Annotated in this window: 12 protein-coding genes; all 12 read right to left on the reverse strand. The window is 68.8% G+C overall.

The annotated features are described in order from the left end of the window. Window positions 1-80 precede the first annotated feature (80 nt). The 12 genes from pcaC to IAE56_RS18615 all read right to left on the reverse strand — a co-directional run bounded on the left by pcaC (window position 81) and on the right by IAE56_RS18615 (window position 11,891). Complete coding sequence (gene pcaC, locus IAE56_RS18560) at window positions 81-467, reverse strand: 4-carboxymuconolactone decarboxylase (protein ID WP_200753542.1); 387 nt, start codon at window positions 465-467, stop codon at window positions 81-83. Between the two features lie 22 nt (window positions 468-489). Then, a complete protein-coding gene (pcaD, locus tag IAE56_RS18565) occupies window positions 490-1,275 on the reverse strand; it encodes a 3-oxoadipate enol-lactonase (protein ID WP_200753543.1) in 786 nt (261 codons plus the stop codon). Between the two features lie 26 nt (window positions 1,276-1,301). Next, on the reverse strand, window positions 1,302-2,645 hold the full coding sequence (locus IAE56_RS18570) for a 3-carboxy-cis,cis-muconate cycloisomerase (protein ID WP_200753544.1): 1,344 nt from the start codon (window positions 2,643-2,645) through the stop codon (window positions 1,302-1,304). 90 nt (window positions 2,646-2,735) lie between these two features. Then, window positions 2,736-3,299, reverse strand: a complete 564-nt coding sequence (gene pcaG, locus IAE56_RS18575; protein WP_200753545.1) for a protocatechuate 3,4-dioxygenase subunit alpha — start codon at window positions 3,297-3,299, stop codon at window positions 2,736-2,738. A gap of 4 nt (window positions 3,300-3,303) precedes the next feature. Further along, window positions 3,304-4,014, reverse strand: a complete 711-nt coding sequence (pcaH, locus tag IAE56_RS18580; protein ID WP_079221590.1) for a protocatechuate 3,4-dioxygenase subunit beta — start codon at window positions 4,012-4,014, stop codon at window positions 3,304-3,306. A gap of 69 nt (window positions 4,015-4,083) precedes the next feature. Next, window positions 4,084-5,292, reverse strand: coding sequence for a 3-oxoadipyl-CoA thiolase (gene pcaF, locus IAE56_RS18585; protein WP_200753552.1), 1,209 nt, complete (start codon window positions 5,290-5,292; stop codon window positions 4,084-4,086). A 7-nt stretch (window positions 5,293-5,299) separates the two neighbouring features. After that, window positions 5,300-5,947, reverse strand: a complete 648-nt coding sequence (locus IAE56_RS18590; RefSeq protein ID WP_200753546.1) for a 3-oxoacid CoA-transferase subunit B — start codon at window positions 5,945-5,947, stop codon at window positions 5,300-5,302. Further along, window positions 5,944-6,624 carry a 3-oxoacid CoA-transferase subunit A gene (locus IAE56_RS18595; RefSeq protein WP_200753547.1) on the reverse strand — a complete coding sequence of 227 codons (681 nt, stop codon included), beginning with the start codon at window positions 6,622-6,624 and terminating at the stop codon, window positions 5,944-5,946. Before IAE56_RS18595 ends, IAE56_RS18590 begins: the two co-directional genes overlap by 4 nt. A gap of 171 nt (window positions 6,625-6,795) precedes the next feature. Next, on the reverse strand, window positions 6,796-8,115 hold the full coding sequence (locus IAE56_RS18600) for an MFS transporter (protein WP_200753548.1): 1,320 nt from the start codon (window positions 8,113-8,115) through the stop codon (window positions 6,796-6,798). Window positions 8,116-8,168: 53 nt separating this feature from the next. Further along, window positions 8,169-9,020, reverse strand: a complete 852-nt coding sequence (gene aroD, locus IAE56_RS18605; protein WP_234456198.1) for a type I 3-dehydroquinate dehydratase — start codon at window positions 9,018-9,020, stop codon at window positions 8,169-8,171. A gap of 35 nt (window positions 9,021-9,055) precedes the next feature. Further along, entirely contained in the window at window positions 9,056-10,357 is a 1,302-nt protein-coding gene (locus IAE56_RS18610) for a carbohydrate porin (protein ID WP_200753550.1), read from the reverse strand. A 22-nt stretch (window positions 10,358-10,379) separates the two neighbouring features. Then, window positions 10,380-11,891: a right-handed parallel beta-helix repeat-containing protein gene (locus IAE56_RS18615; RefSeq protein WP_200753551.1), complete on the reverse strand. Its 1,512-nt coding sequence runs from the start codon at window positions 11,889-11,891 to the stop codon at window positions 10,380-10,382. Between the last annotated feature and the right edge of the window lie 376 nt (window positions 11,892-12,267).

Here is a 12,267-nt window from a genome sequence, read left to right on the forward strand (position 1 = left end):
CGATGCCCCGCCCCCGGCACCGGCACGACGCGGCAAGCGGGGCGGGGTAGCGCCGGGCCATGCCCGGCGGATGTTCGGCGTCAGCGCTCCGAAGCCTGCTCTTCCAGGATCGGCTTGGCCAGCGCGAACGCGTGATTGGCCGCCGGCACGCCGCAGTAGATCGCCGCCTGCAGCAGCACTTCCTTGATCTCCTCCGGCGTCACCCCGTTGTTGCGGGCGGCGCGGATGTGCAGCTTGAATTCCTCGTCATGGCCCAGCGCCACCATCATCACGATGGTCAGCAGCGAGCGCGTATGCCGCGGCAGTCCGTCGCGGGTCCACACCGTGCCCCACGCCGTGCGGGTAATGAAATCCTGGAATTCAGTCGTGAATTCCGTGCGCGCCTGCAGCGAGCGGTCGACATGCGCCTCGCCCAGCACCTGGCGGCGCACCGCAAGGCCGGCTTCGTAGCGTTCCTGTTCGTCCATCGTCGTCATCCTGTTGAGTGATTCAGTGCGGCGCGGAAAGATGCGCGGCCAGTGCGTCAGTGAACGCCTGCGGCGATTCCAGGTTGCAGATGTGGCGGCCTGCTACAGCGGCATAACGCCCCTGCGCCACGCCCTCGGCGATCGCCTGCAGCTCGGCCGGCACGCAGACCGGATCGTCATCACCGGCAATGGCCAGCAGCGGCACGCCGATGCGGCCCAGCACATCGCGGAAGTCGGCCGTGCCCACCGCGTTGCAACAACCAGCGTAGCCTTCGACGCTGGTGGCGAGGAAACGCTGCAGGATGTCTTCTACCTGGCTGGCATGGGTCTGTGCGAAGCCGGCGGTGAACCAGCGCTCGCGGGTGCCATCCACCAGCGGCAGCAAGCCGTCGTGCTGGACCTGGGCGATGCGCGCCTGCCAGCCGTCCAGCGTGCCGATCTTCGCCGCGGTAGCGGCCACGGTGAGCGTACGCAGGCGGTTGCCGGCGTGCACGCCCAGCCACTGCCCGGTCAGGCCGCCGATCGACAGGCCGCAGAAGTGGCTGCGCTCGATGCCGAGGTGATCCCACAGGGCCAGCACGTCGGCGCCCAGCTCGGCCACGGTGTACAGCCCCGGCGGCGCACTGGACTGGCCATGGCCACGACGGTCGTAGCGCAGGATGCGGTACTGCGAGGCCAGCGCATCCACCTGCGGCTGCCACATGCCCAGGTCGGTACCGAGCGAGTTGCAGAAGGTCAGCCACGGGCCATCGGCGCGGCCTTCGGTCTGGTAATGCAGGCGATGCTGCGGAAGGTCGAGGAAGGGCATGGGGGCTCCAGCGTTGAACGTAGGGGTCAGCCGCGCGCGAGCACGCGGTCGATCCAGATATCGGCCATGCCGCGCCAGCTGTCGGCGGCAAACAGGGCATCCAGTTGTGCGGGCGAAAGCTGCGCGGTGACCTCCGGCGTCTGCGCCAGTACATCACGCAGGTGCAGCGACTGCGCCAACGCCTGCTTGGCCGCCTGTTCCACCAGCGCATGCGCGGCCGGCTTGCCGATGCGCTCACCCAGGGTGACCGCCACGGCTTCGGCATAGAGCAGGCCGCCATGACTATCGAGGTGCTGACGCATGCGCTCGCGGTCCAGCTGCAGCCCCTGCACCACCACGCTTACCTGGGCCACGCTGCCGGCGCACAGGCGCACGATCTCCGGCACCGTGTCCCACTCGGCATGCCACTGCCCGGCCGCGCGCTCGTGCGGCTGCGGCATGGCAGCGAACAGCGTCGACAGCAGGCCAGGCACGCGGGTGGCCGCAGCAATGGCGGCCACGCAGCCGACCGGGTTGCGTTTGTGCGGCATCGCCGAGGAACCGCCCTTGCCCTCGCCCGCCGGCTCGAAGGCTTCCGCCACCTCGGACTGCATCAGCAGCACGATGTCGGTGGCGATCTTGCCCAGGCTGCCGGTCAGCAGCGCGAACACGCTGCCGAACTCGGCGATGCGGTCACGCGCGGTATGCCAGGGCAGCGCCGGCAACGGCAGCTGCAGCTCGGCGGCCAGGGCTTCGGCCACGTCCAGCCCGCGCGTCTGCAGCGAAGCCAGCGTACCGGCGGCACCGCCGAACTGCAGGACCAGGGTGTCTTCGGCCAGCGCATCGAGGCGCCGCTGGCTGCGCTGCAGCGCATCGAGCCAACCGGCGGCCTTCAGGCCGAAGGTGACCGGCACCGCCTGCTGCAGCAGCGTGCGCCCGGGCAGGCCGGTGCCGCGCTCGGCCTCGGCCAGCCGCGCCAGCGCGGTACACAGCAGTTGCAGGCGCGCCTGCACGTGGCTGACCGCCGCGCGCAGCTGCAGCACCGCGCCGCTGTCGATGATGTCCTGACTGGTCGCGCCCCAGTGCACCCAGCGCGCGGCTTCGGCGTCGCTCGCTTTGACCTGCGCGGTGAGTGCCTTGACCAGTGGAATGGCCGGATTCCCAGCCAGTGCGGTCGCCGCCGACAACGCGGGAATCGCGTACAGATCGGCGCTGCACGCCGCTTCGATCGGGGCCAGCGCAGCGGCGGGAATCACCCCGCACTGCACCTGCGCGCGCGCCAGTGCGCGTTCGACATCCAGCATCGCCTGCAGGCGTGCTTCATCACTGAACGCGGCATCGACGACAGGGTCGCCGAACAGACCGCCCAGCAGCGTTGGGGAGTGGCTCATCGGTGCAGTCCATCCTGGGTGGCCACAGCTTACCCGCGCCCGCTGCACGCGGGCGTGGAGTGGCCGGAAGGCGCGTTGGCCGCGCCGCGATCAGTAAGCGAAGAACACCGTCTCGTCCGGGCCCTGCATGCGCACGTCCCAGTGGTACAGGCCCTTGCCCTGCGCCTGTGCGACCAGGGTGTGGCGGCGCTCGGCGGGCACCAGCGCGAGGATGCCATCCTCGCCGTTGCCGGCTTCATCACTGAAGTAGATGCGGCCACGGGTGGCCTGCAGCAGGCCGCGCATGAATACCAGCACCACCAAGTGCGGTGCCTGCGGCTCGCCACGCAGGCCCGGCACGCGGCCCGGCTTGACGGTGGTGAAGGCGAAGCGGCCCTGGTCGTCGGTGGGCACACGGCCCCAGCCATCGAAGGCGGGATCGTGGTCATCACGGCGCGGGTCTTCGCCATGGGCGTAGATGCCCTGCGCGTCGGCCTGCCAGATTTCCAGCACGGCATCGGACACCGGCGTGCCATTGCCATCGAATACCTGGCCCTGCACTTCGATGCGCTCGCCCTGCGCGGTGGCCGGGGCGATCTCGGTGCGGTACAGCGGTTCCAGGCCCAGGCGGTAGTACGGGCCCACGGTCTGCCACGGAGTGGATTGGAAACTCATGGTCTTACTCCCAGACGGTCATCTTGCGACCGCGCAGCACGATGTCGAAGCGGTAGCCGAGTGCGAATTCGTTGGCGGTGTTTTCCCAGTCGAACGAGGACACCATGCGCTCGCGCGCCTTGGCATCGTCCACGCAGTTGTAGATCGGGTCGAACGCCAGCAGCGGGTCGTTGGGGAAGTACATCTGCGTGACCAGGCGCTGGCCGATGCCATCGCCATGCAGCGAGAAATGGATGTGCGCCGGGCGCCAGGCGTTGTAGTGGTTGCGCCACGGGTACGCGCCGGGCTTGATGGTGGTGAACCGGTAGCGGCCTTCGCTGTCGGTCAGCACCTGGCCGGTGCCCTTGAAGTTCGGGTCCAGCGGCGCATCGTGCTGGTCGCCCTTGTGCAGGTAGCGGCCGGCGGCGTTGCACTGCCAGACCTCGACCACGGTGTTGCGCACCGGGCGGCCGTTCTCGTCCAGCACGCGGCCGCTGACGATGATGCGCTCGCCCTGCGGCTGGCCGGGGAAACCGGCGGTCAGGTCTGCGGCATGCTCACCCAGGGTGATGCGGTTGATGCTCGGGCCGGTCACTTCCGAGAGCGTCACCGGGATGGCGATCGGGTCGGTACCCGGGCCACGCAGCGCGGTGGAGGCATACGGCAGATGGATGCGCGGCGGCTGGCTGCCGGGGTACGGCTTGCGGTAGCCGCGCAGTTCGGTGGGATCGCTCATGGCGTACTCCTGTTGGCGAGCGGCCCGAAGGCCGCGGCTGTCTTGCAGATCATGGATACGGGGGAAGGCTTACACGCGCTCGATGGCCAGCGCCACGCCCTGCCCCACGCCGATGCACATCGTCGCCAGGCCGCGGCGGCCGCCACTGGCCTCCAGCTGGCGCAGCAGGGTCAGCGCCAGGCGCGCGCCACTCATGCCCAGCGGGTGGCCCAGGGCGATGGCGCCGCCGTTGGGGTTCACGTGCGCGGCATCGTCGGCCAGGCCGAGCTGGCGCATGCAGGCCAGGCCCTGCGAGGCGAACGCTTCATTCAGTTCGATGGCATCGAAATCGGTGATGGACAGGCCCAGCCGCGCCATCAGCTTCTGGCTGGCCGGCACCGGGCCCATGCCCATGATCGCCGGCTCGACACCGGCGCTGGCGAAGCCGAGGATGCGCGCGCGCGGGGTCAGCCCCAGCGCCTTCACCTGCTCGCCCGAAGCGAGCAGCAATGCGGCGGCACCGTCGTTGATGCCCGAGGCGTTGCCGGCGGTGACCGTGCCCGGCTGGCGGAACAGCGGCTTCAGCTTGGCCAGCGCCTCGGCGGTGGTATCGCCGCGCGGATGTTCATCGCGGTCGACGGTCACGGTCTCGCCACGCTTGCGGCCCGGCACGTCCACCGCCACGATCTCGCCGTCGAAGAAGCCGCGCGCCTGCGCAGCGGCGGTGCGCTGCTGGCTGCGCAGGGCGAACGCATCCTGGTCCTCGCGGCTGATGCCGTAACGCTCGGCCACGTTCTCGGCGGTCTGGCCCATGGTCTCCACGCCGTGCAGTTCACGCAGGCGCGGGTTGATGAAGCGCCAGCCCATGGTGGTGTCTTCGATCTGCTGGTCGCGTGCGAACGGCGAAGTCGCCTTGCCCATCACGAACGGCGCGCGCGACATCGATTCAACGCCACCGGCAATGGCCAGGCCGAGTTCGCCGGCGGCGATGCCACGGGCCACGGTGCCGATCGCATCCAGGCCGGAACCACACAGGCGATTGATCGTGCTGCCCGGCACCGTCACCGGCAGGCCGGCCAGCAGCAGGCTCATGCGGGCGACGTTGCGGTTGTCTTCGCCGGCCTGGTTGGCACAGCCGAGGTAGACATCCTCGACCAGCGCCGGATCCAGCTGCGGGTGGCGCGCCAGCAGCGCCTTCAGCGGGATCGCGCCGAGGTCGTCGGCGCGCACGCCGGACAGCGCGCCGCCGTAACGGCCGATCGGGGTGCGGATGCCATCAACGATATAGGTTTCGTGCAGGCTCATCTCAGGCTCCCTCGGCCAGTGCCAGCGGCAGGCCGGTCAGTTCACGCAGTTGTTCGATGTCCATGCCCTCGACCATCTCCAGCACGGTCGCGCCGTCGGCGCCGAGGTCGAACACCGCCACATCGGTATACACGCGCGACACGCAGCGCAGGCCGGTCAGCGGGTAGCTGCATTCGGCCACCAGCTTGCTCTCACCCTTCTTGGTGAACAGGTCCATCATCACGAAGACCTGCTTGGCACCGGTGGCCAGATCCATCGCGCCGCCCACGGCGGGAATCGCGTCGGGCGCGCCGGTGCTCCAGTTGGCCAGATCACCGTGTGCCGACACCTGGAAGGCACCGAGCACGCAGATGTCGAGGTGGCCGCCGCGCATCATCGCGAACGAATCGGCATGGTGGAAATAACAGCCACCGGTGAGCAGGGTGACCGGCTGCTTGCCGGCGTTGATCAGGTCCGGATCTTCCTGCCCGGGGGCCGGCGCCGGGCCCATGCCGAGCAGGCCGTTTTCCGACTGCAGGAAGATCTCCTTGTCGGCCGGCAGGAAGTTGGCCACCGTGGTCGGCAGGCCGATGCCCAGGTTGACGTAGGCACCTTCGGGAATATCGCGCGCCACGCGCGCAGCCATCTGTTCGCGGCTGAGCTTGTTCATACCTGCACTCCTTCTGCGGCCACCGGCACCACGCGCTGCACGAAGATGCCCGGGGTCACCACGGCCTCCGGGTCCAGTTCGCCCAGCGCCACCACTTCACGCACCTGTACGATGGCGCAGCGTGCGGCCATCGCCATCAGCGGGCCGAAGTTGCGCGCGGTCTTGCGGTACACCAGGTTGCCCCAGCGGTCGCCACGGTCGGCCTTGATCAGCGCGAAGTCGGCATGCAGCGGGTATTCGAGCACGTAGTGGCGGCCGTCGATCTCGCGCGTTTCCTTGCCCTGAGCCAGCTCGGTGCCGTAGCCGGTGGGGGTGAAGATCGCGCCCAGGCCGGAACCGGCGGCGTGGATGCGTGCGGCCAGGTTGCCCTGCGGCACCAGCTCCAGTTCGATCTCGCCAGCACGGTAAGCCGCATCGAAGTGCTGCGAATCGGCCTGGCGCGGGAAGGAGCAGACGATGCGGCGCACGCGCTTGTGCTTGATCAGCGCAGCCAGGCCGGTATCGCCGTTGCCGGCGTTGTTGTTGATGATGGTCAGTTCGCGCGCGCCCTGTGCAATGAGCGCATCGATCAGCTCATCGGGCATGCCGGCGGTACCAAAGCCGCCGATCATCACGGTGGCGCCATCATGGATATCGGCCACCGCTGCTTCCACGCTGGCCACGGTCTTGTCGATCACTGCATTGCTCCTTGCCCTGCCTGCCGGCGGTCATCGCCGCCACGCTGCAGGGCCACTGCGAAGGGAAAACACGACCCGGACATGGTCGCCACGGCGCCCCGTCCGGTCAATGCGATATTCGGACCATTGATTCGATAATCGCACATTGAGTGAACTGCGCCGCCCATCGGTTCAACGCCGGTTCTGGCCGACGCCGACGCGCAGGCCGAGGCACGCCCAGGCCGCCAGCAGCAGCGGCAAGGCGCACAGCACGTACAGCGCGGACGGCTGCCAGTGGCCATCGACCAGCACGCCCACGGTCAGCGGCGAGAGGATCGCGCCGACGCGGCCGATGCCGATCGCCCAGCCCAAGCCAGTGGTGCGCACTTCGGCGGCGAACACCACCGGCGCCGCCGCGTACAGGCCGGCCATCGCCGCGAACAGCGCCGCACCGATCACGAAGGCCAGCGGGAAGGCCACGCCCAGCTGCGTGTTGAACGCCGCAAAGCCCAGCATCGACACCATCGCCAGCAGCAGCGCGCCCGCGGTCAGCTTCGACAGCGACCAGCGCGACGCCAGCCAGCCGAACAGGCTGCCGCCGACGATGCCGCCCAGGTTCAGCAGCACGCCACCGGTGATGCCCTGCTGCGCCGACACGCCGGCCGAGACCAGCAGCTTCGGCGTCCAGCTCAGCACGAAATAGAACGCGAACATGTGCAGGAAGAACGCCAGCGCGATCAGCAGCGCGACGCGACGCAGGTCGCCGACGAACAGCGCCGCATAGCCCTGGCGCTGGCCATTGCGCACCGGTGCCGGCGGCAGCGCCTGCAGTTCCGGCATGCGCATGCGCGACAGCAGCGCGTTGAGGCGCGGCAGCGCATTGGCCGGTCGACGCGCGACCAAGAAATCCAGCGATTCCGGCAGGCACTTCAGCACCAGCGGAATGCACAGCAGCGACGCGCCTGCGCCGATCAGGAACACGCTGTGCCAGGACCAGCGTTCCAGCATCCACGCCGCCAGCAGGCCGCCGGCGGTGGCACCGATCGGATAGCCGGTGGCCTGCAGCGCGACCGCCGTGCTGCGCCACTTGGCGTTGGCGTACTCGGCGGTGATCACGCCGACACCGGCCAGCATGCCGCCGATGCCGATGCCGGTGTAGACGCGCAGCGCGCCCAGCTGCCAGGTGTTGGCGGCCAGCGCCGACAGCGCCATGCCGCTGGTGAGGATCAGCAGGCAGCAGACGATCATCGGCCGCCGCCCCCAGCGGTCCGCCAACGGCGCCAGCAGGAACGAACCCAGCGCCATGCCGACCAGGCCGGCACTGAGCATCAGCCCCAGCACCTTGCCCGACAGTTCCCAGTCCGCCGACACGTGCGGCGCGGTGAAGGCCATGACCATCACATCGAAGCCATCGAGCATGTTCAACAGCACGCAGATGGCGATGGCGGTCCACTGGAAGGGACTCATCCGTTCAAGGACAAGCGGCGGTGCAGCGGCGGAGGCGTGGCTCATGGTGCGATTTCCTGCAACAGCGTGATGCGATGGAACGTCCGGCGGGGAAGGTCTCAGTGACCGGCCTGGCTGGATGCATGGATGACCTGCAGGACGTCCTGCAGGCGATCGACCTCGACCTGGCCCGGCGCCGACGGGGTGCCGATCATGCCGAAGGTCAGGGCCTGGCCGAAGGTTTCGCCGGCCAGGCGCGAAACCACGCCGGTGCCGCCCATCGACATGGTCAGCAGCGGCTTGTCGCTCTGCTGGCGCACCTGCCAGGTGGCATCGAGCAGGGCCAGCACATCGCCGGCATCACGCGGCATCACCGCGATCTTCAGCACGTCGGCGCCCAGTGCCTGCTGCTTCAGCAGGCGCGCGACGATCTCCTCGCGCGGCGGCGTGGCATGGAAGTCATGGTTGGACATCACCACCTTGACCCCGGCCTTGTGCGCCTGCGCCACCAGCGACTGCACGACCTTCGGGTCGCGGAACATCTCCACGTCGATCAGCTGGGCGACGCCGCCGCGCAGCAGCGTGGCGTACAGCGCACCGTAGTCGGCATCGCTGATCGGCTTGGCGCCGCCTTCGGCCTTGGTGCGGAAGGTGACGATGACCGGCTTGCCGCCCAGCGTGGCCTGGATGCGCTTGCCCAGCGCGACCAGTGCCTTGCCGTCGGTGGCGATGTCCAGGTAGTCGATGCGCCACTCGGCGATGTCGGTGGACTTGCTGGCAGCAATCGCGGCGGCCTGCTGCAGCGCGACTTCAGCGGTGGCACCGGTGATCGGCACGATGGTGCGGGGGCTGCCCTCGCCGATGCGCAGCTGGCCGACCTGCAGCACCGCCGGCGGCGGTGCGGCCAGGGCCAGCAGGGGGGAGGCGCTGAGCGCACCGGCGAGGACAACGGAAGCGAACGGGAATTTCATGGCAGTCACCAGAGCGTGGAAGGAGCGCGCGGCCATCAGAAGGTCACCTTGGCCTGGACACCCACGGCCCAGGCGTTGTCGGTACCGCTGTAATTGAACGTGCCCGGGTTGACGATGTACTGCACGTCCGGGCGGATCATCAGCCACGGGTTCACCTGGAAGCTGTAGGACAGTTCGAACAGCTCCTCGGCCTGGCTGAGGTTGTACAACGGCGAATCGGTTGGCACGCCACCGCTCATCAGCGTGGCCCGGCGTGCATCGACCAGGCGGTCGTTGATGTCGGCGCCGACGTAGCCCAGCGCGATGCTGTCCTGCGCGCGCGAGCCGATGCCCTGGTAGACGCCACCCAGCGCGTACCAGCGCTTGATCTGCGCGGTATCGGTGTCGGACACCATGTACTGCGCGAAGGCGGTGAGGCCGCGGCTCGGGTCGGCCGATTCCTGGGTCAGGCGCTGCTCGGCCAGCACGTAGGCGCCGTGGCGGCCCGTGGTCGGCGAGGTGTCCAGGCCACGCTTGTCCACGCGCGAGGTGTCGTAGTAACCGCCGAACTTATACACGCCTGCGTAGCGGCTGCCCTTGGCCGGGGTCCAGGTCACTTCCACCGGGAACAGCGAACCGGTGGTGCCCGAGACGAACGGACGGAACGCGTTGCGCTCGATGTTGCCGCCCAGGTTCGGATTGACCTGGAACCAGCCGGTGCGCACGTTCACCGCCGGGCTGATCTGCTGCGCGAACTCGCCGCCCCAGCGCGCCATCGGGTAGTTGTACCAGCCACTGTTGCCGGACATCGCCAGCGGGTGCGCGCAGAAGGCGGCGTTGACGAAATGGGTCAGCAGGCTGTGCAGGCCGAACTGGTTGCCCATCGCGTAGTAGCCCAGCTTGTAGTACGACTGGCCGGCGTTGAAGGTCTGGTCGTAGCTCAGCTCGGTCAGGCGCGTGTACTGGCCGCCGTACGCTTCCTGGATCGGGAACCGGTTGCCGACGAAGTCCACCGAGGTGCTGCGGCCGCGACGGTCGTTGAGGGTGAAGTGGAACGCACCGCCGTCCCAGCCGGCCAGCTTGCCCATGTCCAGGTCCATGCCCACGCGCACCTGCTGTGCATAGCGCGCGCCGGTCTCGCCGTAGCCACCATCGACCACACCCATGGCCTCGCCCACGTAATCACCGCGGAAGGCGATGCCACGCTCGAACAGGTCGGTGCGGGTGCCGCCCCAGTCGCCAGTGAGCGTCTTGCCTTCATAACGGTTGCTGGACTGCGCGCTGGCCAGGGCCGGCAGCAGCGCGGTGACCAGGATGCCCAGGGACAGGCCCAGTGACGGGGATTTCGCAGGATTCATGATCGCGGTCTCGTGGAGGTGATCAGCGCAGCGACAGCGGCGCGCTCAGGGGGGAGGTGGCGCCCTGCGCCGAGGTGACGGTGGCGGTCAGGCTGCCGGCAGCGGCAGCATCTGCGCCGGCACCGAGCGGGAAGGTGAAGCTGCCCTGCCCCTGCGCATCGGTGCGGGCTTCGACGCTGCCCAGCACCAGCTCGGCCTCGCTGCCATTGGCGGCACGGTTGCCGAACACTTCCACCTGGTAGCGGGAATCCGGCGCACCCTGGAAACGACCGTTGAGCTGGCGCTGCGCGCCCTTGCCCTGCACGGCGGTCAGCTGCGGCGCGGCCTGGCCCAGGTTGGGCAGCGGCTGGCAGTCGGCCTGGCCGGCGGCGGTGCAGATGCGCGCACGCTTGGACGGATCGTTGTCGACGCCACGGCCGCGCGAGCCGACGAAGCTGGCGTGCTCCAGGCCCGGCACACCGAACACGATGGCACCGCGCGGCTGGCCCTTCACACAGGCGCCGCCGGCTTCGCAGCGCTCGATCGGCAGGCCGTTGCCGTAGATGCGGTTGGCAGTGAAGCGGTTCGGCGCACTGACCGGCTGCGGGCGCACGCCGATGCCGATGCCATTGTCGGTGATGGTGTTGCCGTCGACCACGTTGCCGCTGCCGGTGATGCTCAGGCCCAGCGAGTTGCCGGTGAAGGTGTTGGCGGCGATGTAGTTGCGGTTGCCCCAGTTGATCTGCAGGCCATCTGAGTAATCGACGAAGCGGTTGTGGACCACGCTGTTGTCATTGCCCCACAGGATCTCGATGCCCTGCGAGGGCTCCGGGTTGGCGCGGGTGGACTGGAACAGGTTGTCGGCCACCAGGTTCCAGGCCGCGCCACGGGTCAGCTCCAGGCCGTCGCCGTTGTCGAGGAACTCATTGCGCACGATGCGGTTGTGCACGGTGGTGGTGGCGGTGGACTGGCCCTTGCCGTCGTCGCCGGTGAGCATGATGCCGGCGCCTCCCTTGTTGGCGACGATGCGGTTGTCATGGATCTCGTTGTGGCTGGAACGGTTGACCAGCACGCCGATGCAGAAGTTGCGGATCTCCAGGCCGGCCAGCTCCACGCCCTGGGTATCGCGCAGGACCAGGCCCGGCAGCGTGGTGGTGCGCACGTTGGTACCGGACTGGCCGGGTTCGGCGCCCGGGCAGGCATCGGTGCCGGTGCCGGTGACGTAGGCCGAGCCGTCGATCGCGACGTACTGGCCATCGCGCGCCCACGGCGTGCCGATGATCTGCACCGGGCCCTTGATCTCCGGCAGCGGCGCGGCCGGCTTGATGACGTAGGGCGCGGCGCCGACGGCGTCGATCTCGATGCGGTAGCGGCCCGGTGCGGCGTTGGCGGTGGTGATGGCCCAGCGCAGCGAGCCGACGTTGGCATCGTCGGCATAGCGGTCCACGCGCAGGACCTGCAGGGCTTCGCGCGGCGGTTCGGCCTGGTAGGCCAGCGCCAGCGACGGCAGCACGGCAAGCAGGGACAGGGAAACAACGGACAGACGACGGCGCATGCGAGCACTCCGCACAGGTGAAGGGAAATCCGGCGGTCTTCCCCTGCACCTGGCTTCAGCACCGGACCGGCTGCTGCCCTCGCCCCGCCAGGGGTGGATCGCTTGGACTGCTATGAAACTGTGGGAGTGAAATTAGGTTTATCGCACTGCACCATTCAAGTGCGGTAATCGACTACGTGTGCGAATACCGCACTGAATGGGTAATACCATCGTTGTAGGGGGTGTTGTCGGCAGGGCTGCCGCCCTGCACCTGCTCAGTGCAACGGCAACGGCAACGGCCAAGGCAAGAGCGGCATTCCGTGGGATGGCGGGGCACTGTGGGTTCGCGGGGACGCCGTGAACCCGTCCATGGGGGCTTGGTCGCCGCATCCATGCG

This window comes from Stenotrophomonas sp. S41 (assembly GCF_016624625.1).
In the GTDB taxonomy this organism is placed as follows: Bacteria; Pseudomonadota; Gammaproteobacteria; order Xanthomonadales; family Xanthomonadaceae; genus Stenotrophomonas.